Below are 26004 nucleotides of genomic sequence, written 5' to 3' on the forward strand. Positions count from 1 at the left end.
TTGTCATGGATACATTCAGGCATGCCTCAGCCGCGCTACAAACAAGTGGTCGACCTCTTCGCGGCCGACATCCGTGCAGGCCGCCTGCGTCCCGGGACGCGTCTGCCAACGCATCGCGACCTGGCTGCTCGCGAAGGCCTGGCGCTGGTCACGGCCACGCGTGTCTACGCGGAACTGCAGGCGATGGGTTTGGTGAGCGGCGAAACCGGCCGCGGCACCTTCGTCAAGGAGCCTCTTCCTGTCGGTCAAGGCATAGACCTGCATGGCTGGAGCGCGGACACAGTAGACCTGAGCTTCAACTATCCGTCTTCGCCGGGCCAGACTGACCTTCTCAGGGCGGCGCTGCGCCAGCTCGCGGCCGCAGGTGACCTGGAGTCACTGCTCCGATACCAGCCCCAAGGCGGGCGCGAGCACGAGCGGGCGACGGCGGCGCGCCACCTGGCCAGCCGGGGGCTGGCAGCAACGGTCGAAACGACATTGCTCGTGAGCGGCGCACAGCACGGGCTGACGACGACCGCCATGGCGTTGCTCGAGCCCGGCGACGTGGTGGCTGCGGACGCGCTGACTTATCCAGGATTCAAGCTGGCCGCCGAGGCCAATCGACTGGAGCTCGCGCCGATCCCGGCCGCCGGGAGCGGGCCCGACCTGGACGCTTTGGCGGACCTCTGCAAGCGACGTCGGGTGCGCGCCGTCTACGCGATGCCGACACTGCACAATCCGCTCGGCTGGGTGATGAGTGCAAAGCGACGTCGGGAACTCGTCACCGTCGCCCGACAACATGGACTGATCCTGATCGAGGACGGGGCTTACGCATTCCTGGCTGAAGATGCTCCGCCTCCGTTGGCATCGCTTGCTCCGGAAACGACGGTTTATGTATCGAGCTTGTCGAAGAGTGTCGCGACAGGGCTGCGCGTCGGCTTCATCTGTGCACCGCGCGAATGGATTCCCAGGCTCGAACGGGCGATCCGGGCGACGACCTGGAACACCCCGGCGACCATGACGGCCATCGCCTGCGGCTGGATGGAAGACGGCACGGTGGCCCGGCTTGAAGACGAGAAGCGGCGGGACGCCACGATGCGTCAGGGCCTTGCCGCCGAGATTCTGGGCAGGCTCGAGAGGATCAGCCATCCCGCGTCGTACTTCGTCTGGCTTCCTCTGCCGCAGGAGGTTCGCGCGGACGCGATCGCGATGGCGTTGATCCGCGAGCGGGTTTCAGTGTCGACAGCCCTGCCGTTCTCGACGTCGGCGCATGTGCCTCACGCCATTCGCCTGGCAATCGGCTCGGTCGATCTGGCCACGCTCAAGCGATCGCTGGAAACAGTGGCAAGAGTTATCGCCGCACATACCTATTGACCGGCAGTCGCGAGGGCGCAGGCCGACCGGCCGGAGTCGCGGGCAACGTCAGTTGCAGGGACTGTTTGCCCCATCCGCTCTTGATCAATCGCTGATCTTCCACCCGCACCGCTGAACTTCCAGGCTCCGCATCATGCGGAAGACCGCAACCTGAGCGGCCGGCCGAGTCGATCGCGAGCGGGACACTCAGAGCAGCGACGGCTCACTATTCCCCCAAGATTCTTCGCCTATCAAGTTTGTATCGCCGCAGTCGTTAGAGTGGCATGAACATCGCACTGCCACCTATTCCCGACGCGCTTCTCCTGGAACTCAGCGCTGTCATTGCGACACTGGAAGTGATTCGCAAAGTGAAAGGCCCCGACCTGATCACGGGAGAGTTTGACGAATTGGGTAGTGAAGCGGCCAAACTCCTGGCGATGTTTGATGCTGGCTCCCTCTGACGCTCATTGGGTGTCGCACTGGACCAGGCGCCGCTGCGGAGCCTATGACAACGTTTGCGCAGTGGGCAAACGAACGGTGCGGTCCTCGCACATACCTACATTCGCGCAGTGAGAAACGGTCAACCTTGGCATTCACCGCTACGCGGTGTGCGAGTCGCGCAACGCAGAAGGCAGCATTACTTTCCGATCCTTACTTTTTCTTGCCACCCCACATCAGGATATACGCTTACGCGTTTCCCCCCGTTTTTCCAACTGCCATTCCGCCAGCTCCACGGTGAAATTCGACACTGTGCCCACGCGACAAGCCTCGCAAACGTTTAATCACTTTTAACTACATACTCCGAACTATCAGCAGTGACAGCCCGCGCGTGATAGATCGAAAAAAATTCGATAAGAATCGCTAAAGATTCTTTTTTGGTCGCCGTTAGAGCACTCACCGGCCCTCCCAGCTCGAAGTCCGAAGCAACCGTTGTTTCCCGGACAACAAAAGCATGGGATGCGGCTGGCCCATACCGGGTCCTGGTCCTTCCCGGGAGAGTCCGTCTATCCGTTTACGGGGAATTAAATGAGCAAACTTCTTAAAGCATTTGTTCGTGACGAGCGTGGCGTCAGCGCCATGGAATACGCCATTCTGGCCGGCATCATCGTCGTCGCACTGACGGCGATCGGCGGGACGTTCACCAGCGGCCTCAGCGGCATTTTCCTGAACCTGTTTTCCAAGGTCACCGCCGCAGCTGGCTGATCGATCGAGCTCGAGGTCTGGGTCTTCCTAGTCCAGACCTCCGTTTTGCCTAACCCGATTCGATACCGAGTTCATCGTGCACGTACTGTCTCTCGCCATTCGTCTCGCCGCGCTAGGTGCCTTACTCTGGCTAGCGATCGTCGACATTCGTTCACGGCGCCTGCCGACCCGCATCGTGCTGGCAATCGGTGCGCTGTTCTTCCTGGACGCGGCAATGATTCGCCTGACCCTCGACCAGGTGATCGTCCACCTCGCGTTGGCACTCGGGGTCTTCGTGGTTTGCGCGGCGTTGTTCGCAGCAAAGATGGTGGGCGGCGGCGACGCAAAACTTGCCTCGGTCATCTTCCTGTGGGTCGGCGTGAGTCTCGCGCTACCGGCCCTGACATTGATTTCAATGATCGGGACAGTGGTGTCCCTGATCAGTCTTGCCACGCGAAACATGAATTCGGATCAGCGTTCGTGGCCGTTGCGAGCGCTAGCGATGTTTTCAGGCGCGCGCGGCGTCCCCTACGGCGTAGCCCTCGCGTTTGGAGGCGGTCTGGCGATTGTGCTCCCGGCCGTGTTGCCCCTGATTGCAAAGCGATAGGACGTCGCCCCCATGTCAAATGTCATCAAATTCGCCGTGATCATCGTCGGGGCACTGCTGATCGCCCTGATCGTGCGCGTGGTGATCGCGAGCGGTTCGCATCCGTCGAAGCCGGTTGTCGACACGCAAAAGGTGTTGGTCAGTGCCGCCGACCTGCCGCAAGGCCTGCTACTGCGCGACGAGGATCTCGGCTGGAAGGCGGTGCCTGTCGCGGATGTGCCGCCGGGCGCCATCGTTGCCGGCGCGCCGGACGCGCTGGAACTGAAGGGCGCGTTGCTGCGGCATGCGGCGGCCAGCGGCACGGTACTCGTGGCCGAGGACGTGATCCTGCCGAGCGCACCCGGCTTTCTCGCGGCGACGCTCAAGCCCGAAATGCGCGCCGTGTCGGTGGCGGTCGACGACGTGTCCGGCAACGCCGGTCTGATCCAGCCGGGCGATTACGTGGACCTGCTGCTGACGCAGCAAATGGATCGCCGCACCGATTCGCCTGACCTCGCGGTGTCGAGCGAAACCGTCGTCGAACACGTGCGGGTCCTCGCGGTCGGGTCGGAAATCAAGCGGCCCAAGAACGGCGACGCTCCCGATGTCATCGGCAACCGTGCCCGCACGGTCACGCTGGAAGTCACGCCCCGGATGGGTGAAGTCGTGTCCGTCGCGGCACGCCTCGGCAGCCTGTCGCTCGCGTTGCGCAGTTTCGCGACGGCTTCGCGCGACCCTGCGGCATCGATGCCGGCGTCCGCCGCACAGCCCGCGCCGGTTTGGGCAGGCGACATCTCACGCGCCGTGCGCGAACTGCCGCGCACGCGCGCGGTCCAGGTCGCCGCCGCCGCGCCCGCACCTGTGATGGCGCGGCCGGTCACGATCTATAGAGGCTCCGAGAAGTCGGAAGCGACAGCGGGGATGACGACGGCAAGCGACGGCGCGCCGCCGCTGCCTTCGATCCCCACGGCGCGCTAGTACCGTTCAAACCGCTTGCCCGGTCCATTCCCTGGATAGAGAACGTCAAATGCAGTTCAGTCCGATTCGCAAAGCAGCATGGGTGATGGCTTGGGCGGTGTTCTCCGCCGCACCGGCTCTCGCAACTTCCCCAAAGGCGATCAAGGCGCCCGTCGCTTCGTCGCACAACGCGGTGATCCGGGCCAACTCCGTGACGACCGCGGGCCCATCGGACGCGAGTTCGGCGCCCCTGAACATCGCCGCGGGCAAAGGCACGCTGATCCGCTTGAGCCAGAACGCCGGCTCGGTTTTCGTGGCCGACCCGACGGTCGCGGACGTGCACGTCCCCTCGCCGATGGCCGTGTTCGTGCTCGGCAAGAAGACCGGTACGACGACCCTCTACGTGCTGGGCGCGAACAACAAGACGCTGGTGCAGCGCACGGTGGTGGTCGGGCGAGACATGGACGGCCTGCACAGCATGATCGCCGCTCGCTTTCCCAATATGAAAGTCCGACTGAGCACGAGCCAAGGCTCGTTGCAGGTTTCTGGCGACGCGCCCAATCCGACCGACGCCGATGCCGTCGTCCAGGCCGTCACGCCCTATCTGACGGAAAAGGAAGTACTGGTCAACCGCATGACGATCGATCGCCCGCTACAGGTTCAGTTGCGCGTGCGTATCACCGAGGTGGACCGCAACGTCACGCAGCAGCTCGGCATCAACTGGCAGGCGATGGGCAATGCGGTCGGCAATTTCTACGGCGGCATCTTCAGCGGGCGTCCGATTTATAACCTGTCACAACCCATCGTGGGGCCCAATGGACAGACGACCTTTCCGGTCAATCTTCCGAGCAACAACGCGTTTTCATTGTTCGGCCAGTTCAAGACCAACAACGTCAATATTCAGGCGCTCGTCGATGCGTTGAACCAGGAAGGCCTGCTGACCGTTCTCGCGGAGCCGAATCTCGTGGCTATGTCCGGGCAGACGGCCAGCTTTCTTGCTGGTGGCGAATTCCCGATTCCGGTGTCGCAAACCAATGGCGCCATCTCCGTCGAGTTCAAGCAGTTCGGCGTAAAGCTCGACTTCACGCCCACCGTCCTGCACGACCGCCGCATCAGTCTGAAGGTGCGCCCGGAAGTGAGCCAGATCGACACGTCGGTGAGCGTGACGACCGGCGGCATCACGGTGCCGGGCCTGAGCGTGCGCCGCGCGGATACGACCGTCGAACTGGGAAGCGGTCAGAGCTTCGCGATCGGCGGCCTGTTGCAAAGCAATACCACCGACATCATTTCGCAGGTTCCGGGCGTGGGTTCCATTCCGATCCTCGGCAAGCTGTTCTCATCGACGAACTATCAGAACAACAAAACCGAACTGGTGATCATGGTGACGCCGTACCTGGTCGAGCCGACCGATCCATCGAGACTTCGCACGCCGCTGGAATCGCTGATGTCACCGAGCACCGACATCGAATACAGCTACGGCCACCAGCCCGGCGACGCAACTTCCGCGTCCAGCCAACCGCGTCTCGTCGGCGCGGCCGGATACGTCTATTGAGCCGCTTATCGAGCCTGACATCATGAAAACGCTGCGTCTTCTCACGCTCCTGCTTGCCTGCCTCGTGGCGGCAAGTGTCAGCGGCTGCTTCAAGCCGCCGATCGGCATGCCCGATCAGACGACGATCGGCTTCGACGGCCACTCCGCGTTGCCGCCCGATTGCGCGAGCCTCTCGCGCCCCTCGCTATTGACGGACGCGGGCTGGCGTCGTCCGAGCATGGAATGGGGATGCGCGACCTACACCAATCTCGCGGCGCAGGTCGCCAATCCGCAGGACCTCGTCAAGCCGCAGCCGCTCGGCCCGGCCGATGCCGCGGTCGCGGCAAGCTCGGTGCATCGCTATGAGACCGGTCATGTGATTCCACTCGACAACGGCACGTCACGCAATTCCAAATGACGCGAGCCACACTCACCGAAGAACGCCATGGGCACGAACGAGTTCAGTTTCACGAAGAGCAACGCGGGAACCCGGCTCGCCGAGTTCATTGCGTTCGTCAGCGACCGCAAGACCGAGCAGGTGCTCAAGAGCTTCGTGCTCGAACAGGCGATGCCGCATACGCACATCGCGATTGGCGGCGTCAATGACGCGATCGCCTATCTGTCGAAGATCGAACGCTCGCCGCAATTCCTGCTGATCGATCTGCACGACTCGGTGATGCCGCTTTCGGAACTCGGCCGGCTGGCGGAAGTGTGCGAGCCGTCGGTTCAGGTCATCGCGCTCGGCGAGCGCAACGATGTCGGCCTGTTCCGCAGCCTGCTGAAGATCGGCGTGCGTGACTATCTGGTCAAACCGCTCACAGTTGAATTGCTCAAGCGCACCGTGAACGTTGCCGAGGGCAAGGTCAGTCCCGTGATGCTGGCCCGCTCCGGCAAGACGATCGCGTTCGCGGGAACCCGCGGCGGCGTGGGCACGACCACGATCGCGCTCAACGTGGCCCGTCATCTGGCCGAGGACACCCACCGCCGGGTGGCCTACGTCGACCTGAACCTGAATGGCGGCGCGGCCAACAGCATGCTCGGCATCAAGAGCAACAACGGCCTGAGCGACGTGATGCAAAACGTGCATCGGCTGGATCCGCAGTATGTGGAGCGCACGCTCGTCGCTAAAGGCGCGCGGCTCTTCGTGCTGTCCGCCGAACTCGACTATGGCAGCGCGCAGCCGTTCAAGAGTGGTGCGCTCGGGCGGGTGCTCGAATTGCTCTGCGACAGCTTCCACTATGTGATTCTCGACGTCGGCAGCATGACCGATCCGCTGGCTAGCGATGCATTCGATTTCGCGTCACGCGTCTATCTGGTCTCCGAACGTTCGGTGCACTCGACCCGCGAGACGATCCGACGGCTGCGCTTTATCGAGGACCGCGACAACAATCCGCCCACCTCGCTGCTGCTTAACAACGCCAACGCGGCGAGCGCCGGCAAGGTCGGGGCGGCCGATTTCACCTCGGCGGTCGGACGCCCGCCGTTGTACGAGATTCAATTCGAGTCCAAGGCGATCTCGATTGCAGAAAATCTTGGCGAGCCACCAACTGAAAAGGCGTCGAACGGCTTCAATCAGAGCATCACGCGAATCGGACATGACCTCACGGGTCAGCCCGCGGTCGCTGAACGCAACTTCTTGCAGAAGTTCAAGTTCAGGAGAAACTGATGTTCGGGCAAAAGCAGGTTCGCGCGATAGAGACGACCGACGACGTCACCGTCGAGGAAAACAGCGCAGCGCCGGAACCGGCGCCGGCCGCCGCGGCTCCCGTGAACGGCCCGGAAGGCAACGAGACGCTGGTCCGCTCGGAACTGTTCAAGACCATTCGGACCGGCGTGTTCAGCCTGATGAACGCGTCGGCCGCAGTGGGCCGCACGCGTGAGCAGATGAAGGTCGGCGTCGAGAAACTCGTGATGGAAATTGCCGAACGCGAGCACCTGAACATCACGATTGCGGAGCAATCGCAGATCGTTGGCGAATTGCTGAACGACATGTTCGGGCTCGGACCGATCCAACCGTTGCTGGCCGACGAGACCATTACCGACGTGCTCGTCAACGGACCCGACCAGGTTTACGTCGAACGCCACGGCCGGCTCGAACTCACGCCGTTCAAGTTCCGCGACAACGCGCACGTCATCAATGTGGCGCAGCGGATTGCGGCCGGCGTGGGCCGGCGCGTCGACGAAAGCAGCCCGATGGTCGATGCGCGCCTGGCCGACGGCAGCCGGGTCAACGTCGTGCTGCCGCCGCTCGCGATTCACGGCGCGACCATCTCGATCCGGAAGTTCTCGAAGCGCAACATCACGCTTCACAGAATGGCGCAGCAAGGCAACATGTCGCAGCAAATGGCGAATCTGCTCAAGCTCGCCAGCACTTGCCGGCTCAACATCATCGTGTCGGGTGGCACGGGCTCCGGCAAGACCACGTTGCTCAACGCGCTGTCGCACTTCATCGGGCTCGGCGAGCGGACCATCACCATCGAGGACGCCGCCGAACTGCAACTCGTGCAGCCGCATGTCGTCAGCCTGGAGACGCGGCCCGAGAATGCGGAAGGACTGGGCGGCGTCGCGCAGCGCGATCTCGTGCGCAACGCGCTGCGGATGCGCCCCGACCGGATCATCCTCGGTGAAACGCGCGGCCCCGAAGCCTTCGACGTGTTGCAGGCGATGAACACGGGCCACGATGGATCGATGACCACGATCCACGCGAACACGCCACGCGACGGCATCACGCGGCTCGAGAGCATGGTGATGATGGCGAACGGCAATCTGCCGTTGCTGTCGATTCGCCGGCAGATCGCGAGCGCGGTGCACCTGATCGTGCAGATCGAGCGGATGCGCGACGGCATGCGCCGGGTGACGCGGATCACCGAACTCGTCGGCATGGAAGGCGACGTCATCATCACCCAGGAGCTGTTCACGTTTCGCTACGACGCCACGGCCTATAGCGAAGAAGTCAAGGGGGTCTATGAATCCGCGCTGGTGCGGCCGGCGTTCGCCGCGCGCGCGGCGTACTACGGGCTTGAAGAAGCATTGCTCGAGGCGATGAGGCCATGAACCGGATCGACCTGCTCTCCGCGTGCGCATTCATCATCGTGCTGATGCTCGGCGTGATGTGGCTGACCCTGCAGGACATACGGAAAAAGCAACCTCACGCGCGGATCAAGGCGCGCATGGAGAACACGTTCTCCGCTGAGAAATTTCGCTCCAGGGACGCCAAGGCGCACACCACGGATCTGTTTACCGTCAGCAAACGGGAGAACGTGTTCAGCCGCTGGTACGGCCCGAAAGTGGCGCGCCTTCGTACCGTCGCCGGAAAGAAAGGCATTCGCATCGCGTTCGCGGCGGGCGTGGCGGGCGCCCTGCTCGCGCTGCTGATGACGCGCTTCATGCCCCTACCCGACTTCTCCAAGCCCTTACTCATTGTCGGCTTGCCGGTGTTCGCGGTGGTCCGCGCGTACGGCTTTCTGGTGCAGCGCTTTCGCCGCCGCTTTCTCGACGGCTTTCCCGATGTGATCGACCTCATCGTGCGCGCGGTGCGCGCAGGCGTTCCTGTGACGCAGGTCATCGGCACCGTATCGAGCGAGTGCACCGAGCCGATCCGCGAGGAGTTCAAGTTGATGAGCGACTCGCTGCAGATGGGTCTCGATCTCGAAGAAGTGCTGACTGTTGCCGTCAAGCGAATTGAAATCGCGGACTTCTCGTTCTTCTGCGTCTGCTTGCTGCTACAGCGCGAAACGGGCGGCCAGCTCGGTGAGACACTCGAAGGACTCGCCACGATCGTGCGAACCCGGCGCGAGATTCGTCAGAAAACAAAAGCGCTGACTGGTGAAGCCCGTATCACGACCAAGATCATGGCCGCGATTCCGGGGGTGATCATGCTGTCGATGTACGTGCTGAACCGAAACTATCTGATCATTCTGTTCGACACGCCACCTGGCCAGAAACTCCTGACGTTCGGCGCGATCTCCATGGTGTTCGGGCTGGTGGTGATCGGCAAGATGTCCAAACTGGATACGTCGCGATGAGTCCGGACAACGTCGAAACACTGATCAATCTGCTGATGCTGTTGGCGCTGTTCGCCGCGCTGGCGATCTGGTGGGCGACGAAGCACGGCGGCCGGCGCGGCCGGATTGCGGAACGCACCCGGCAGGCCGCGCTGATCCAGCGCGCGGACAGCGTGGGCACGGAAGAACTCGAAAAAGACAGCAGCTTCCGGCAACGCCTGCTACGCCGCCTGGCGATCCTCGGCGACCGCCTTCCGCTTTTCGATGCGAAATACCGGTTGAAGCTGCAAAAGGAAATGCTGCGCAGCGGCTACCGCAGCCGGGCCGCCGTCTCGATCCTGCTCGCGATCAAATTCGCGGTCGGTCTGATTTGCGCCGCACTGACGGTCATGCTCGGGTCGCACATTCCGGTCATCGGCGCGTACCCGGCCGTGCGCGGCATGCTGATGCTGTTCGTGTTCATTGTCGGCATGATCATTCCCGAATACGTCGTGGCGTTCCGCGCATCGCAGCGTCGCAAGGCGATGGCGGCGTGCCTGCCCGACGCACTCGATCTGCTCGTGATCTGCACCAACGCCGGCAACAGTCTCGGCGTGAGCATCCGCCGCGTGGCCGATGAACTCGCGACGATCTGCCCGCCGCTCGCAAGCGAATTCGCGCTGACCGCCGACGAACTGAAGCTGTCCGGCGACAGTACGCGTGCGCTTCACGATCTGGCTGAACGCATCAACTTGCCGTCGATCCGCGCGCTCATCGCCACGCTGACTCAATCCATGCGTTACGGCACGCCGATCACGCAGGCACTGCGCACGCTGTCGCGCACGGAGCGTCTCGCGCACATCGTCTCGCTGGAAGAGAAGGCCGCCAAGCTGGCACCGAAAATGGTCGTACCGATGATGCTGTTCATTCTTCCTGCCGTCGTCGCGATCGCGGCGGGGCCGGCTGTCATTCAACTGATGGACGCTATTGCCAAGCAATGAAAATCGCTCTCCTCACCATCGCTCGATGCACCCTCTTCGCGCGGGGCACGAAGCTCCTGCGCGCCGCCCGGCACACCGGGCTGATGGCGTGCGGCGTCTCGCTGCTGGCGCTCACCGCCGCCTGCACCACCACCGAGCGTGTCTCCGAGGCGCGGCCGGTTATCAGGAACTCGGCGCCGAGTAACATGAGCGAGCTGCGCATCGCGGAGACCGCGCTCGACTCAGGCAACCTCGAACTGGCGACCTCGCTGTACGACAAGATCGTGAAAACCGACCCGCGTTCGGTCGAAGGCTTGACCGGTCTCGGCAATACGCTTTACGCGGTGGGCGACTTCACGCGCGCGGCGGTCTATTACGATCACGCGAGCAAGAGCGACCCGGCTGCAGCCGCGCCGCTGATCGGCCTCGCACGCGTAGCCATTCATCAGCGCCGCTTCGACGACGCCATCGTCACGTATCGCCGCGTGCTCGCCGTGTCGCCCAACGACCCGCTGGCGTTGGCCGGCCTCGGCGCGGCCATCGACCTCTCGGGCGACCACGCGGCCGCGCAGGCCGTGCTGCGAGACGGTTTGAGAAAGAATCCCGGCGATCCGATGCTCAGCGTGAATCTCGGCTTGTCGCTGATCCTCAGCGGCAAGCCGCGCGAAGGGGCGAACGTGTTGCTCGACGTCACGCGTTACCCGGCCGCGCCGCCGCAAGCTCGCCAGGATCTGGCGCTCGCGTACGGCCTGCTCGGCAATACGGAAGCGGCCGCTGAAATTCTCGGGCGCGATCTGCCCAAGGCGTCGGTGCAAGACAACTTGCGCTTCTACAAAATCCAGCGCGAGCGTCTCGTGCCGCAGTCGGGGACCGCGAAAGTCGTTGCCGTGCCGGGCGTTTCGGTGCAGGCAGCGAGCCTTCGATGACAACGGCAGCCTGGCCCTGGAGGCGCGGCCCGATCGCCGCGCTGACCGATGACAGCGGGGGTTCAGCGATCGAATTCGCGTTGCTGTCGCCAGTGGTGTTCTTCCTCGTGTTGGGCACCGTGGAACTCGCGCTCGACATGATCGTGGACGCGTCGGTGCAGATCGCGGCGGAGTCCGCTTCGCGCACGGGACTGACCACGACGGTGCCGACCACCGGCACGCGTGCCGCCCAGGCGCAGAGCATTGTGATGAACACGCTGGGAGGCTGGCAAAAAATCGGCGCAACGGTGACGATCAATACGCTGAATTACGGCACTTACAACAACGTGGGTACCTCGAGCTATCAGACCAACATGGGGGGCTTTGGCGATGTCGTCTCCTACCAGATCACGGTCACGCTGCCCGACGGCTTTACGGGTTTGCCGAGATATTTCGGCGTACCCCTGCCGCTGACGTTCCAACGCAATTTTCTGGTGCAGAACGAAAAATGACTCGCATCCTACACAGCATGCCGCCGGTTACGCGCCGCCGTCCGCGCGCCGGATGGCGCGGCCTTCTACGCTCGGATCGCGGCAGCGTGACGGTCGAATTCGTGATCATCGTTCCGTTGATACTGCTGACCATGCTCGGCTTCAGCGAGATCTACATGTACATGCGGGCGGTGAGCCTCGTCGAGCACACGGCCTTCACGCTGGCCGACTCGCTGGGACAGATGTCGGCGGTCGTCAACGATCCCACCACGAGTTCATCGAATAGTCTGGGTTCAATCTGGAGCGCCGCGACTCTGATCGCCGCACCGAACAGCTTGCAGACGAAGGGCGGCGTCTATATCACGTCGATCTGCGACCAGCAGATAGGCTGCGACCCGGCCAATCCGCCGAACCCGCCTTCGATGGCGGCGGGCACACCGCAGCAGTACTGGCAGCAGAGCGCGCCCTGGACCTTGTCGGGCATGAAGTCCAAGGAGACCGCCGGCAAGCTGTTGCCGACGACATGGCCGTTCCGCAACGGCGATTCGGCGATCGTGGTCGAGGTGTTCTACTCCTATACCCCCTTCTCGATGACCCTGCCTTTCTGGACGAACGCGCCGGGCACCCAGACCATCTATGAGCGTGTCTATGTGCGCCCCCGCACGGGCAAGCCGCTTCCATTGGTGGCCTCATGAAGCGAGATCGCGCCATGCCACGAACCGCTGCCCGCGCGAGCGCCGGCAAGGTGCCGTCACAGCCGCGCTCGCTCTCGACCTTGCTCAAGGGCGACGAAGGTGCGATTACCGTCATCTTCGCGTTGTGCGCGACCCTGATGATCGGCTCGATGTGTACTGCCATCGACACGATTCACTATCAGATGACGCAGACGCGCGTTCAGATGGCGCTCGACGTCGCCACGCTGTCATCGGGCGTCAACCTTTTGCATTACAACTCGACCACCGGCAACAATCTCACGCAATGGCAGGCCGACGCGCGCGCCTATTACAACGCGAACATGCCGTCGGGCTACATGGAATTCGCGATGCCGGACGCCCAGTTCTCGGCGAGCATCAGCGGTGTGCCTTCCACCGGTCAGACCATCCAGCTCTCGGCGACGGGCTCCGCTCCGCTGCTCGCGCCGGTGATCTTTGGTACTGGCACGTCGAGCAGCGGCTCGGGGTCTGGCTCGGGTTCCGGTTCGAGCGGATCGTCGCCCGACACGGTGACGATCACTGCCAGCAACACCGCGCTGCGGATGCCGCAAAGCCTGCTCGAATTGGTTCTGGTGCTCGACAATACCGGCTCGATGGCGGACTACGCGAGCAGCGACACAACACAGGGCACGAAGATCCAAGGGCTGCGAACCGCGGCCACTGATCTGGTGAACGACATTCTCGGTGTGCAAAACAACAATTCCTACATTGGACTCGTGCCGTTCACCACCATGGTGAACGTCAACGGATCGCTGCTTGCGAGCGGCAGCTGGATGACGCCGAACTTTACTTACAACCCGAACAATGTTTGGATGACGGCGCAATCGGGTGTGACCGGATCGGGATGGGGCGGTTGCACAGTCGAGCCGCGCGACGCAGCGTCCAATCTCTATCCGAAAGCCTATGCGCCGAAAGACATACCCGGCTTCACACCGTTCTTCTATAACGTCCCCAAGACGGGTTTCCAGGTTGTCACCTACAACAGCACCAAGAACGGCAGCGGGAATTGCGTCGCGTCGACTCCCATTAACTTCAGCGGCGTTCCGCTGAGCTTGCAGACCAACGGTTCCACTACGGCCTGCGGCATTGGAACCGGGTTGGGCATTGCGGCCGCCTGGGGCCAGGCAACCACCAGCAAACCCAAAACGAACACCTACGATCAGAACGGCAACATCAACGGGAAAGGCAGCCCCTGCTCGATTGCGCCGGTGAAATTCCTCAGCAAGGATGCGAACGCGCTGACCACCGCGATCGGAAACATGCAGGCGGCGGGCTCCACGATCATCCCGACAGGTTTGCTGTGGGGCTGGCGCATGTTGTCGTCCGACTGGTCCAACAATGTGTCGAATGGCAATGGCTGGGTATCGACAGACAGCACGTTGCCACGTCCGGAGGCGACCCAGGGTTTGCAACGGGTTGCGATTGTCCTGACCGACGGCGAAAACGATCCGGGCAGCGCGAACGGCATCATGCCTCCCCCGTCGTTCAACGGTTTGACGGGCGTCGGGAGCAGCGCGTTGCAAGCGCCGACCGTGACGCGAACGGACGGGACTGCTCTTTCCAATGGATCGACGACGTCGGTTAGCGACATCAATGCATTCCAGCTCGGTGTCTGTACCGCCATGAAGAACAGCGGAATCATCGTCTATGCCATCACGTTCGGCAGCGATGCATCGAGCTCGGTGGCCCAGCAGACGATGCAAAGCTGCGCGTCGCCGGGGAACTATTACCACGCGCCGACCAACGCGACGCTCGACGCGATCTTCCAGCAGATTGCCGGCAACCTCGGTGTGCTTCGACTGACCCAGTGACGAAGCTGGGCAGCCGGTCGACCGGCTGCCGAGGTGTTTGCGCGGGAAGGAATCAAGACGTCGATGGCTGCGGCGCGGACGTGTCTTGTGTCGCGCTGCTTGCATCGAGCGATGGGTCGTGAAAGCGTAGACGTTTGACCAGCATGATCGTCACCACCGCCAGCACTGCGCCGGCGACGACATCGACCAGATAGTGTCCACCGTGCGTGGGCGTGGAAGCAATCATGATGGCGTTGAGAGCCACCGCAATATAGGCGATGACGGGCGTGCGGCGCAGCGCATAGGCGAACAGAATCGCCATGCAGGTATGCATCGAGGGCATCGACACCAATCCTTGCTGATCGTCCAGAGCGAACACACGAAGCGTACCGTCGCGGATCGGCAAGAACTCAGAGACCGTCGACGACGTGTCTGGATCGGCGATGTGAAAATGCAGGTATGCACTGGCAGCTGGGAGTAGTGTCGCGACGATCAGGCAAATGAGAGTCGCCAGCATGAACCGCAACATATGATCGGCGAGTTCACGTCTCGCGCCGCTCAGACCGAGTATCAACGGCACCACAATGGTCTGCGCCAGACCACTACCGTACGCCAGCTTCAGCACGATGAAGAGTATCGAATGCAGCCGTACCCAGTTGTACCAGGCGACCCAATCGAATCCGATCATCTCGTCGATCCTGACGAGTTGGGGGTCGACGAGGGGGAAAGCGGCCGCAACCGACAAGTGACTCAATAGGCTCGCGGCCATGCAGAACGCGGCGAGCGCAAGCATCCACCGCGCGGTGTTGGCCAGTTCGAGCTGGCTGCGCGCCCACTTCGTCTGCCCGTCCCGGACAGATGCCGTTCTGAAATTAACCCAGACGATGACCAGCAGAATCGCCAGAAAACCCGGCAGGTTATGCGCAGCGCGCCCAAGCGTCGCGCTGCGATCCAGCGCATGCAAGCCCGCGAAATCGACGGCAACGATCAGTGCGATCGCGATCCAGGTTCCGAGGTAGCGCCAACTCGTCGCGCAAAAAGTGCCGACGCGACCCGGCATGGCGGGGAGTTTCGACGCGCTCATTTTTCAGAACACGCCGACGATCAACCGACACCGCACTCGGCTCATATAGTCGCGATAGCTGCTGTCTTTCGACAGCACGCGCTCTTCCCGAACGATTCGGCAGATCTGCAGGCCGAGGTGTATCGCAAGCACGGCGACGTTCTGAACGCCGAAGTTGGGGAGCAGAAATCCGAGATCCCTGATGAAATACCCCAAATAAATCGGATGACGCACGAGACGGTATGGGCCACCCACAACCACGCCCCGATTCGCGGGCAGGAATCCAAACGAGCGCCGCAGCGTGAGCTTCGCGCAGATCTGAATGACAATGCCGATGGCCTGCAATCCAACGGCCACCGCCTCCGGGACCAGATGAATGCCGGGGTCGATTCGAAAGGCGAGATAGTAGAACGTCCCGAACACTGTCGTGACGATGCTGAGCGATGTCCAGTCCCGCTCGCGCGCAATGCGGGTCGATACGACCAGACCGATATCGAGCAACGCAGTGACGACGAGCAGCAGTAACGTGACCCGCGCCGGGTTCTTGATGAAATGGGACAGCGCGGAAGCGAGGAAAAGTAGAAGCGCCAGCGCGCTAATGAGGCGCAATGCAATCTCGATCCGCCATTGTGCAGGCGTCAGCCGCAAGCGCGGTAACGCCGGCGGCACTGGTGCCTGGCCAGGGAAGCCGATGGAGACACCGGGCGCGCCGGCCGGCTCTAAAATTTCTGGTGTCATGTCATGCCGCGTTGACCACCCATATCGGTGTGGGAAGCGGGGCTGTCGCGTAGCGTACGATGCGCGCGTCACAGTCCAGAAGTCCACTCCGTAAGGTTATTCACTACAGGGCTGATGCTTTTCGGCGTCGATCAGGGTTCTCGACGTTTTAACGGCTGCCGGGCAATTTCCTTTAGCCCTCGACGGTGAAACTCCGCGAATACCCTAAAGATTTCGCCGAACCGTAAAAACGACCGGATTCGGCGGCAATGGTGACTCGAAGCTTCGGCGGTGCGACGCTAAAGTTCGCACGACGCGCGCCGTTACAAGTGATATGACGGCTCCTCAGCTTTATTCGTCCGGCCCTCAAAGAGGTAGCTGAGCTCAATCCTTCCTGCGTCGCGCAAATGCCTGAACAACAAAAAATCGATCTGCGCCTGGTACAGCTTTGGCCATCGGGAATTACGCCCTATGCATGCGGATTGCTGATAGTTGGTGTCATTCTTTTCATCGATGCGGTTTGGCTCCGCTTCGCCGGTTACACCGTGCCAGTGGGCGACATTATTGGCGCCTGCAAAGGGATCGGCATACTAGCCGGTATCGCAGTCATTTTGCGAATGCTCCGGGCCACGCCCCGCTATGAATCGATAACGGTTAAGTTTCGCTATGCGGAGATTTCAGATATCGCAGCCTGGTTCGCTCTGATCGTGTGCTTCGTGCCGTCGATGTGCGTGCTGTCTTATCTCTGCGTGACACTCAACGCGCCGCTGGTCGAACGAAGTTTGATCCGGTTCGATCACGCAATCGGTTTTAATTGGCTCGCCGCCTATCAGTGGGTCCGCAGCCATCCTCATGTTCAGCACGTTCTCTCATTTGCCTACGAGAGTGGGCGATGGCAGCTGATCAGCATTCCCTTCATTCTCGGTTTATCCGGAAGACGGGAGGCACTACCGGAATTTTTCTTTCTTCTGGCGCTGACGAGCGCTTTGCTTCTTGTCGCGTCCACACCATTCCCGGCAGAAAGCGCTTTCGTCCATTTCAATGTCAGCGACCCCAATACTGCGTCGACAGTATCGGATTTTGCGGCATTGCGTAGTGGGACATTGCGGGCAATCAATTTGGCGAACGCTCAAGGCCTCGTCTCCATGCCGTCCTTTCATACCGCATTGGCCATTGTGTTCACGTACTCGCTTCGTCGTATTCGCTGGCTGTTCGCCATCGCCGCGCTTCTCAATCTGACGATGATTCTTTCCACACCGACGCAAGGCGGGCACTATCTAGCCGATGTGGCCGGCGGATTACTGCTTGCTGCTGTAAGCATTCAAATGACAAGAACGTGCTACCGTCGCCGAACATTGCAGCAACGTATCGCCGAACGCCCGTTCAGTTTTCGTTGACGGAGCCGCGTGATCGCGCGTGTCTATTACGCGCCTGTTGGCGCCAAGCCACCGTGTTGACGACGGCCGGCGCGCATCGCCAATCGGATGCGTAAGCAGTGGTATAGGTCTGAATGGCGCGCGTCCGATCTCGGAGTAGTATCGCTACCAGGTGCAGGCTGTTGCCCGATGGCGATGGCATGCCAATTCAACACATCAATCCATGACCCAGGCGATAGCAGGCTGGAACGCCTGAACGCCACGCCGACGAACCTCATAGCGGTGCCGACAGTGACAAGGGCATTGATCATGTCAAGCGAATGGAAGCGCCGCGCGAGGCTGTTTATCCAGCGTTTCTGGCAGCCGACCAGCGCGTGCATGACCTGTATGCCTGGAAGCTGGGGCAACATCATGAGCCTCGGACACTGGGCAATCGCATTACAGACAGGTCTGCTGACCGGACTTCTGGCGGTATGTCTGACGTTCACGCCCGCAGCCAGATTCTACGGGCATCGATATGGCAATGCGCTGATTGTCGGTTTGCTGACAACGATAGGTGACGCTTACTCTCACGCGAGCCACTATCGCATCTCGTACGTGGAGCACTTCTTGACGGGTGCGATCTCCGCTCTTTTGACGTTGGCCGCGTCATATCTCTTCGAGGACCGTGCGCGACGCCTTCGCGCGGCATGGGCGCGGGTTTTTGGGTAGCAAAATTGCTCCGGAGGAACCGGGTTCAGGCGCGGAATCAACCGGTCGATGCAATACTCGCGCCGCCGGCAAAGCTTCTATTGTGTTGCATCCACCGGTTGATTCCGCCCCGACCAGCGATCGTCTGAAATCCCGGCGGCCATGTCCCGAACCTCGCAAAATCTCGCTACGGCCTTTAGGGCGCTCTGCTCCACAACGCCGTAGCGAGCTTTGCCACGATTGCCCAGAGGATTGTTAGCGAAACGGGAACGGCGCAATGAGAGGATCGAAGGCACGGAGAATGGGCCGTTTCCGTTCCGCTAACAATTCGTTGAGCCAAACCGCTCCACTGGTGGTAGACGGCTGTGAGCGCCCGAAGCTTATTACCTACGAATTACGCAATCTTTCTTTCCATTGCCCGACGATTGTCGGCTTGTTGATGGATGCGCGAGGCTTGTTCGAATTCGTTCGTCAACGTTTGGAAAGGTAGACGCGCATCGCGACCGAATCCGTTTCCCGTGCGTGCCCTTTCGCGATCGCGATCCTCACGAATTTGCGACGCTTTCATCCGTAAGACGAACCAGGCAACCGCATTGCATGCAGTACGGCGAACATTGCTTCGCCCTGTATTCCACTGCAACACTACGCGCTTACTTTCGTAACACCTGGTGAGGATCGGCCGGATATCGTCCGCGAGAGGCCGCCAACAGCGGCGCAACGACTGGCGGCGTGCATGGCGGCAATTCAGACTTTGGAGCATGCGAAAGCGCGGCACCTCGCGCTCGATTTTGCCGCCGCCCGCACGCTCTACGAAAGCGTTCTCGCCGACCAACCCGGCGACACGAACGTGATGTTTCGCCTCGCTGTGCTCGAATATCAGCTAGGGGCCTATGATGCCTCGCTGGTCTGGCTCGACGCCGCGCTTGCTCAGGCGCCGAACGACGCCCGCTGCCACCACCTGCGCGGCCTGGTACACGCCGCCACCGGCCGTTTCTCCGACGCAATCGCTGCATACCGCCGTGCGCTCGATCTCAACCCGCAATCGGCCGACGTGCTGTTCTCGTTGGCCGCCGCATTGCAAGCGGTAACCGACCATGCCGGCGCGATCGAAGCCTACGCATCCGTGCTCGCGCTAGAACCTTCGCACGTGGATGCGTTGAGCAACCTCGGCAACTGTCATCGGCAGGTTGGGGCTATCGAGCTAGCCGAAGCCGCCTATCGACGCGCACTCGCCCTACGCGGCGACGACGAGACCGTGCTCACGAATCTGGGCACGCTGATGCAGGCACGCGGTCAACTGGACGAAGGCATCGCGATGCTGCGCGACGCCGTGCGTGTCGCGCCGATGTCGCCGTGCGCGTTGCTCAATCTCGGTGTCGCACTACACCAGCGCGGCGATTTCGAGCAGGCGGCGGCCTTGCTCACGCGCGTGATCGAACTCGACCCATGCTTTCACGAAGCGGCCTACAACCTCGCCAACGTCTTCCAGTCGCTCGGCAGGCCACGCGAAGCTCTGCTCCACTATCGACGCGCGATCGAACAGGAGCCCGCTCACGCCGACGCGTACAACAATCTCGGCAACGTCTACAAGGAACTGGGCGAGATGGAAAGCGCCGCGCACTCGTTCGAGACCGCGATCCAGCTGCGTCCCGATTTCGTCTCGGCCTACAACAACGCGGCCACGTTGATGCGCACGCTCGGCCGGCTCGACGACGCCGAAGCTCACTTGCGTCTAGCGTTGTCGATCGATCCGCGCCACTCGGCCACCTGCAACAATCTGGGCACCGTGCTGAAGGATCAAGGATCGATCGACGAAGGCATCGACCTTTATCGGCGCGCGCTCGCACTCGATCCGTGCAACGTGGTCGCGCATAGCAACCTCGCCTACTCGGTGACGTTTCAGGCGCAGAGTCCCGCCGCGGTGCTGGACGAATGCCGCCGCTGGTCCGCGCGCCACGAAGCGCCCTTGCGTAACACTCATTCGCCCCACCACAACGAGCCGTCGCCCACACGCCGCTTGCGCATCGGCTATGTGTCGCCGGACTTCCGGGACCATTGTCAGGCGCTGTTCATGATGCCGCTTCTCGCGCATCACGATCACAGCGACTTCGAAATTGTCTGCTATGCGAGCGTCGAGTGGCCGGACGGCGTGACCCGGCGCATCGCCGGTCACGCCGACATCTGGTGCAACGTCCGCGAACTCAGCGACGAACGGCTCGCGCAACGCATCCGCGAAGACCGGATCGACATTCTGGTCGATCTGACGATGCACATGGCCGATGGCCGGCCCCTGCTGTTCGCGCGCAAGCCCGCGCCGCTGCAGATTGCGTGGCTCGCGTATCCCGGCACGACCGGCATCGAAGCAATCGACTACCGGTTGACCGACCCGTGGCTGGACCCGCCCGGCAGCGAGACGTTTTACAGCGAGCGCTCGATTCGGCTGCCGGCTTCGTTCTGGTGCTACGACCCGCTGACCAATACGCCGGAGGTCAACACATTGCCCGCGTTTTCGAACAACCACGTAACGTTCGGATGCCTGAATAATCCTTGCAAGCTGAGCGATCAGACGCTGAGCCTGTGGGCACAGGTGCTGCGTATTGTGGACGATGCAAGGCTCCTGTTGATGGCGCCTGAAGGCTCGGCCCGCGCCCGACTCGAAGCGCGGCTCGAACAGCATGGCATTTCGGCGCAGCGCGTGCGGTTCGTGCGGTTCCAGCCACGCGCCAATTATCTGCGCACCTATCATCAGATCGACCTCGGTCTCGACACGTTTCCGTATAACGGCCACACGACGAGTCTCGACTCGTCCTGGATGGGCGTGCCCGTCGTGACGCGGATCGGCGAAACGGCGGTCGGCAGGGCCGGTCTCAGTCAGTCCATGAATCTGGGTCTCGGCGAACTGGTCACGCATAGCGACGCTGACTTTGTCGACACCGCAGTCCGACTCGCACGTGATCTGCCGCGCCTGAGCGGTTTGCGCGAGGGTTTGCGTGCGCGCCTCGCCGCGTCGCCGTTAATGGACGGCGCGCGCTTCGCCGCGGGCGTCGAAGCGGTGTACCGGCAGCTATGGCGGCAATGGTGCGATACGACGCAACGATCGGCTGTCGCGAGGTTCGGCGATGAACCCGGCGCGGTGGCGCGCTCATCGGCTGAGGCTGAGGCTGAGGCCGATGCGCGCCGGTCACCGGCCGCGCCCGTGTTGCGCTGACGGAGATCCCATGTCCATCGAAGAATCCCGCGCGCCCGGCGAACTCAATCCTGCGTTCTATCGTAGGCAGGCCGAAGCCTGTCGCACAGCGGGCGACGAACTCGCCGCGCTGGCGAATCTGATCGCCGCCCAAATGCTCGACGCTTTCGCCGCGCAATCGTCCGTCGCACAAACGCGCAATTTGTGCGACGTCGCCACCGGCTATTTCATGAAAGGCGACTACGAGGCCGCCGCGCATTGGTATCGTCTCGTGCTGGATATCGATCCCGATACTGCCGTCGCATGGTTGAACCTCGCGGCAATCCACGCCGAACAGGACGACGAAGACGAGGCCGCGGCATGCCGCGAGCGCGCGTACAAGACCCGGCGCGTGTTCATCGAACAGACCGGCGGCGCGACACGCCGCGTGTTGATTCTCTGCAGCGGCAGCGGCACCGGCAACGTGCCATTCGCGGCGTTGCTGCCGGGTACAGTCAATTGCCGCATCAAATACGCAATCGACCACGCTCTCGACGACGAGGACGCCAATCTTCCGCCGTTCGACCTCGTGTTCAACGCGCTCGGCGATCCGGACATCGCGGAGCCGATCGCCAAGCGCCTCGCGCGGTTCGAGTCGCGCACTTCGCGGCCGGTGCTCAACCGCTCGGCCGTGGTGGCGCGCACGCGGCGGCATCGGCTACCTGAATTGCTGCATGGTCTGAACGATGTGGTGAGCGCGCATTGCGTGCTCGGCATCGCGCCGATTGCCGCTGAAGCACCACTCGCGCTCCGCCTCGCCGATAACGGGCTGACGTTTCCGCTGCTGTTGCGGCCGCTTGCCTCGCATGGCGGCGATGGCCTCGTGCGTTGCGACGACCTCGACACACTTAACGCGCATTTACGCGTAATGGACGGCGCGCATTACCTGAGCGCGTTCCACGATACACGCGACGCGGATGGGTTTTATCGCAAGTATCGGATGATCTTTGTCGACGGCGAGCCGTTCGCGTATCACCTCGCGATCTCGCCACACTGGATGGTCCACTACTTCTCGGCGGAAATGGAGGCGCACGCGTGGAAGCTCGATGAAGAGCGCCGGTTTCTCGACGATCCGCGTGGCGCGATCGGCGAGCGCGCGTTACGTGCCATCGCGAAGATCGGCGAACGGCTGGCGCTCGACTACGCCGGCATCGACTTCACGATCTTGCCGGGCGGCCGCGTGTTCGTCTTCGAAGCCAATGCGACGATGCTGGTGCATTACGAACGCGACGACGGTCCGTTGATGCACAAGAACGGTCAGGTACAACGCATCGTGGACGCTTTCGAGCAGATGATGACTCGCCGATCTGTCTCTCATGCCGGGCCCGCGTGATTGACGTCGTCACGCAGAGTCGACGTGATCGGGCGCCGCGCTGCCTTGGCCACCGTGCCCGCCCTGTCCGGTCTGCTCGCCGAACTGCAATGCGGCGAGTTGCGTATGGAGCGACGAACTGAACTGCAGTTCGGCATGTGCTATTCCGTCAAAGCACACGAGCCCGTGCAACAAAGATTGCCGTCAAAACCGGAGCTTAACCTACCGGTTTCTCCGATTTGCACTGGAGCCGCGCATCCCACTACCGATAAAATACATAATCCGCGAGATAGGGCGAACTACCGATTTCGTGTTCCGTCGAACATGGCGCGGCCGGCATCAACCCGCCAACGGTATGCACTCGCTGCACATAGCGGACGGCCGACAGTGTGCCGGTACCGGCCGTGCTATGCGTTTCGAGCAAAAGTTGCGGGATGCTTGCCGGCGTTTCGCTGGGACGCTGTGCAAGCACTCGCCCTACGATCCGGCTTCCGTCGTCCGCTTCCCAGGACGGCCCCGCGCCGTGCCGAACCGTGGCGTGGCCACTTGCGTCGAACAGCGTTGCTTGTGGGCTCCTGAACACCCAGCCCAAATGATGTTGCGTGTCGAACTCACAGGAATAAGTTTGCACGCCAGACGCTACCAACGTCATCACGCGCTCGGCCTGAGGCGGGTCGATGGAAGAACTGGCAGGACCTGCAGGCGTCGTCGCACACGCCCCCAGTAGCGATGCAATGGCGGTCGCAAGACCTGATCGGAAAATATTTTTGAACATGGTTCTCGCCTTGAAGGAATAAAGTACGACCTGGAGCGGTTGCCGACCAGAGACATAGGCCGTTGAATTCGATAGTCAGGATCGTACGCGTAATCCCATGCGTCATCGAGCCCGCGAACTCGGTCGACTCTTCGTCGGCCTTAGGGAAAGCTTCGCATAGTGACGATCACCGCGGACAGCATGGTCGCAGGGGTCGGTTTCGGGGTATTTTGCTCCGACATGATTGGCAATCTCCCGGGTGGATCTTGTGCAGATCGTGCATCGGGAAGTCGCAAAGATCCCGCAAAGCGCTGTGGCAGTATGTCGCGCGCGACACGTCATCTTACAATGTGAGGATAGGACGTGATCGGAAAAATGGCGGAGCATTTCGGACTTATGGCAACGGCAATTTATCGATCCAAGTCGACTGGGGCGCCGCTCGGTCTGGGTAGGAATTGAGCGGATAGCGCCCGCAGGCAGCTCATCTGCGTTGCCGCAGCCAGCCCCTGCAGCTACCCTCGAATGGGACGACTGGCGCAATCCCCGGCGACTGCCCGAGCCGATCGGCACGTTCTACCTTCCGAGGCGGAAGCCGCCTAATATTCAAAACTTGCAGCACGCCATCGGGGCGTGACGCTAGCAAAGCGCTCTGTGGGATTGCAGGCGGTTCAATTCATCGCATGCAGGGCGGCGGAGATTTCAGCAAGCACGGGGACCTGGACAATATTGACGGACAAAGAAGGAGTTGCATGGTGGAAAATCATCTCGAACCGCTTCGTTCCTGGGTGAGCAGCCTCCTCGACGAGCACACTCCCCCCGGCCATTCCAGCTTTCTCCAGGACGCCTTGGCCACCTTCGCGATACATCTGTGTGCCGCAGCGCTGATCCTGTGGATCGGATGGCGGCTGTCGCGCCGCGTGTCACGCGGACTGGACGCGCTGCTCACGCGCCGCGCGCGCATCGACGCCACACTCCGCCCGATCCTGCACGACAGCAGCCTGTGGGGCATCCGTGTTGTCGCGATCGTCGCGGCACTCTCGCAACTCGGTATCGAGACCACGAGCATCATTGCCGTGCTTGGCGCGGCCGGCCTCGCGCTCGGTCTCGCCCTGCAGGGCACACTGCAGAATATTGCGGCGGGGATCATGCTGTTGTTGCTGCGGCCGTTCAAGGCCGGCGACTACATCGATGGCGGCGGGGGGAGCATCGCAGGTACCGTCCAGGAAGTCAGCCTGTTCATGACGCGTCTGACGAAGCCGGACGGGATCTGCGAGTACGTACCGAACAGCGTACTGTGGAGCAACTCGATCCGCAACTACAGCCGCAATCCCAATCGACGTCTCGACCTCGAAGTGGAAGTCGCAGCTCGGGACGATGTGAACCGGGCGCTGGAGACGCTGCGCGCGCTTGTCGCAGCCAATCCGCACGCGCTCACGGATCCCGCGCCACAGGTGATGGTGATGCGCTTCGATGACAGCACGGCAGTGCTGAATATCCGTGTCTGGTCCCCCGTGGACGTGTTCTGGGACATGCGCTGGGATCTCGCCCGCCAGGTGAGGCAAAGGCTGACCGACGAAAAGTTTTCTCTTCCGTTGCGTACCCGGGAGCTTCACATCGTGCAGACGCCAGCATCCGTCCGGACGCGCGGTCCGGACGGTACTGTCGCCCCGTGAGAAATGCATCACATGGGCTTGATCAGATTGCGGCCCAGGTCGCCTCCGATTTACCCGACGAGGGAAACAGAGTCGCTCTAAAAGGCCGCTTTCGGCTCGACTACCCGAAGTAGCCGATCCCCAAGGCGATCATTAGCAAGTTCACGGCGCGAGCGAAATGATCGTATGACAGCCGCTTGTAGAGCGTCGTGCCAACAGCGGTTCCGAGATGCGCCGCAAGTATGCAGAACAGGTCCGCCAGCTCGAACGCGACCTTGCCGGCGGAATGTCGCAACAGACTGATCGTTGCGATGGCGGTTACCTGCATGATCAAAATCAACGGCTGGAACATGGCACGCTGTCGCTCCTTGCCCCAATGTGACGTGATGGTGACCCACCTGATAAAAGTGGTCCCTTGCCGTCCGGCGCATGGTTGCCCGCTGAGTAAACGATCGAGTACACCGGCTTATTCCAGCGGCGTACGTGTGACGTGGATCGCGTCAAGTAGGGGGAGATGGAGCAATCGCGCTTCCGTGCGCGGAGATCGATCCGATCGGTTGCGGGCTCGATTTCGGTCGATCGCCTTCGGCGTTGCACGTTGACGAAATGTGCCGGGAAGCCGGATCGTAGAGAGTGTTGCCAACCTCGCCGCTTCACCCGATGGTGTAGACCGTGAATAGTCTTAGAGGTCGATGACTGTCCCAGTCGCACTGTCTCTGGAACATCGGAATAAACCGGCTGCGCGGACCGTTTTATCACCGTAG

At 61.9% G+C, this 26004-nt stretch carries 24 protein-coding genes; 20 read left to right on the plus strand and 4 right to left on the minus strand.

Annotation, left to right across the window (positions count from 1 at the left end):
- Positions 1-21: 21 nt before the first annotated feature.
- The 15 genes from FVF58_RS15400 (at position 22) to FVF58_RS15465 (ending at position 14471) form a co-directional block, all read left to right on the plus strand.
- Positions 22-1353, plus strand: coding sequence for an aminotransferase-like domain-containing protein (locus FVF58_RS15400; RefSeq protein ID WP_149670761.1), 1332 nt, complete (start codon positions 22-24; stop codon positions 1351-1353).
- A 263-nt stretch (positions 1354-1616) separates the two neighbouring features.
- The gene (locus tag FVF58_RS51425; RefSeq protein WP_188130829.1) at positions 1617-1793 is read left to right on the plus strand and encodes a hypothetical protein; all 177 of its coding nucleotides are present in this window, start codon (positions 1617-1619) and stop codon (positions 1791-1793) included.
- Between the two features lie 565 nt (positions 1794-2358).
- Positions 2359-2535 (plus strand): Flp family type IVb pilin, encoded by a 177-nt coding sequence (locus tag FVF58_RS15405; RefSeq protein WP_149670762.1) that lies wholly within the window; start codon positions 2359-2361, stop codon positions 2533-2535.
- Between the two features lie 76 nt (positions 2536-2611).
- On the plus strand, positions 2612-3121 hold the full coding sequence (locus FVF58_RS15410; protein ID WP_149670763.1) for an A24 family peptidase: 510 nt from the start codon (positions 2612-2614) through the stop codon (positions 3119-3121).
- Between the two features lie 12 nt (positions 3122-3133).
- Positions 3134-4078, plus strand: a complete 945-nt coding sequence (gene cpaB / locus FVF58_RS15415; protein WP_149670764.1) for a Flp pilus assembly protein CpaB — start codon at positions 3134-3136, stop codon at positions 4076-4078.
- Positions 4079-4127: 49 nt separating this feature from the next.
- Positions 4128-5609, plus strand: coding sequence for a type II and III secretion system protein family protein (locus FVF58_RS15420; RefSeq protein WP_246217065.1), 1482 nt, complete (start codon positions 4128-4130; stop codon positions 5607-5609).
- A 22-nt stretch (positions 5610-5631) separates the two neighbouring features.
- On the plus strand, positions 5632-6006 hold the full coding sequence (locus FVF58_RS15425) for a CpaD family pilus assembly lipoprotein (protein WP_149670765.1): 375 nt from the start codon (positions 5632-5634) through the stop codon (positions 6004-6006).
- Positions 6007-6033: 27 nt separating this feature from the next.
- Entirely contained in the window at positions 6034-7254 is a 1221-nt protein-coding gene (locus FVF58_RS15430) for a CpaE/TadZ family protein (RefSeq protein ID WP_149670766.1), read from the plus strand.
- Positions 7254-8642, plus strand: coding sequence for a TadA family conjugal transfer-associated ATPase (locus FVF58_RS15435; protein ID WP_149670767.1), 1389 nt, complete (start codon positions 7254-7256; stop codon positions 8640-8642). The genes FVF58_RS15430 and FVF58_RS15435 overlap by 1 nt, the downstream gene beginning before the upstream one ends.
- On the plus strand, positions 8639-9613 hold the full coding sequence (locus tag FVF58_RS15440; protein ID WP_149670768.1) for a type II secretion system F family protein: 975 nt from the start codon (positions 8639-8641) through the stop codon (positions 9611-9613). The genes FVF58_RS15435 and FVF58_RS15440 overlap by 4 nt, the downstream gene beginning before the upstream one ends.
- A complete protein-coding gene (locus FVF58_RS15445; protein ID WP_149670769.1) occupies positions 9610-10572 on the plus strand; it encodes a type II secretion system F family protein in 963 nt (320 codons plus the stop codon). The genes FVF58_RS15440 and FVF58_RS15445 overlap by 4 nt, the downstream gene beginning before the upstream one ends.
- Positions 10569-11477, plus strand: coding sequence for a tetratricopeptide repeat protein (locus tag FVF58_RS15450; protein WP_246217066.1), 909 nt, complete (start codon positions 10569-10571; stop codon positions 11475-11477). The genes FVF58_RS15445 and FVF58_RS15450 overlap by 4 nt, the downstream gene beginning before the upstream one ends.
- Entirely contained in the window at positions 11474-11968 is a 495-nt protein-coding gene (locus FVF58_RS15455; protein WP_149670770.1) for a TadE/TadG family type IV pilus assembly protein, read from the plus strand. Before FVF58_RS15450 ends, FVF58_RS15455 begins: the two co-directional genes overlap by 4 nt.
- The gene (locus FVF58_RS15460) at positions 11965-12642 is read left to right on the plus strand and encodes a TadE/TadG family type IV pilus assembly protein (RefSeq protein ID WP_246217067.1); all 678 of its coding nucleotides are present in this window, start codon (positions 11965-11967) and stop codon (positions 12640-12642) included. The genes FVF58_RS15455 and FVF58_RS15460 overlap by 4 nt, the downstream gene beginning before the upstream one ends.
- Positions 12643-12656: 14 nt before the next feature.
- Positions 12657-14471 carry a TadE/TadG family type IV pilus assembly protein gene (locus tag FVF58_RS15465; protein ID WP_149670771.1) on the plus strand — a complete coding sequence of 605 codons (1815 nt, stop codon included), beginning with the start codon at positions 12657-12659 and terminating at the stop codon, positions 14469-14471.
- 52 nt (positions 14472-14523) lie between these two features.
- Here the strand turns inward: FVF58_RS15465 and FVF58_RS15470 are convergent, their stop codons facing one another.
- Together FVF58_RS15470 and FVF58_RS15475 are read right to left on the minus strand one after the other, a co-directional pair.
- On the minus strand, positions 14524-15534 hold the full coding sequence (locus tag FVF58_RS15470) for a phosphatase PAP2 family protein (protein WP_149670772.1): 1011 nt from the start codon (positions 15532-15534) through the stop codon (positions 14524-14526).
- Between the two features lie 3 nt (positions 15535-15537).
- Complete coding sequence (locus FVF58_RS15475; protein WP_149670773.1) at positions 15538-16251, minus strand: methyltransferase family protein; 714 nt, start codon at positions 16249-16251, stop codon at positions 15538-15540.
- A 386-nt stretch (positions 16252-16637) separates the two neighbouring features.
- On the opposite strand from FVF58_RS15475, the gene FVF58_RS15480 reads away from it, so the two are divergent.
- The 4 genes from FVF58_RS15480 to FVF58_RS15495 all read left to right on the plus strand — a co-directional run bounded on the left by FVF58_RS15480 (position 16638) and on the right by FVF58_RS15495 (position 22855).
- Positions 16638-17627 (plus strand): phosphatase PAP2 family protein, encoded by a 990-nt coding sequence (locus FVF58_RS15480; RefSeq protein WP_149670774.1) that lies wholly within the window; start codon positions 16638-16640, stop codon positions 17625-17627.
- A gap of 288 nt (positions 17628-17915) precedes the next feature.
- On the plus strand, positions 17916-18317 hold the full coding sequence (locus FVF58_RS15485) for a hypothetical protein (protein ID WP_149670775.1): 402 nt from the start codon (positions 17916-17918) through the stop codon (positions 18315-18317).
- 712 nt (positions 18318-19029) lie between these two features.
- On the plus strand, positions 19030-21504 hold the full coding sequence (locus FVF58_RS15490; protein ID WP_149670776.1) for a tetratricopeptide repeat protein: 2475 nt from the start codon (positions 19030-19032) through the stop codon (positions 21502-21504).
- Between the two features lie 10 nt (positions 21505-21514).
- The gene (locus FVF58_RS15495; protein WP_188130830.1) at positions 21515-22855 is read left to right on the plus strand and encodes an ATP-grasp domain-containing protein; all 1341 of its coding nucleotides are present in this window, start codon (positions 21515-21517) and stop codon (positions 22853-22855) included.
- Positions 22856-23096: 241 nt separating this feature from the next.
- Here FVF58_RS15495 and FVF58_RS15500 read toward each other — a convergent pair whose 3' ends face one another.
- Entirely contained in the window at positions 23097-23609 is a 513-nt protein-coding gene (locus FVF58_RS15500) for a DUF3455 domain-containing protein (protein ID WP_149670778.1), read from the minus strand.
- Between the two features lie 764 nt (positions 23610-24373).
- On the opposite strand from FVF58_RS15500, the gene FVF58_RS15505 reads away from it, so the two are divergent.
- Positions 24374-25261 (plus strand): mechanosensitive ion channel family protein, encoded by an 888-nt coding sequence (locus tag FVF58_RS15505; protein ID WP_246217081.1) that lies wholly within the window; start codon positions 24374-24376, stop codon positions 25259-25261.
- Positions 25262-25361: 100 nt separating this feature from the next.
- Here FVF58_RS15505 and FVF58_RS15510 read toward each other — a convergent pair whose 3' ends face one another.
- Positions 25362-25592 carry a hypothetical protein gene (locus tag FVF58_RS15510; protein ID WP_149670780.1) on the minus strand — a complete coding sequence of 77 codons (231 nt, stop codon included), beginning with the start codon at positions 25590-25592 and terminating at the stop codon, positions 25362-25364.
- Positions 25593-26004: the final 412 nt, after the last annotated feature.

The sequence above is a fragment of the Paraburkholderia panacisoli genome, assembly GCF_008369935.1.
Lineage (GTDB): Bacteria > Pseudomonadota > Gammaproteobacteria > Burkholderiales > Burkholderiaceae > Paraburkholderia > Paraburkholderia panacisoli.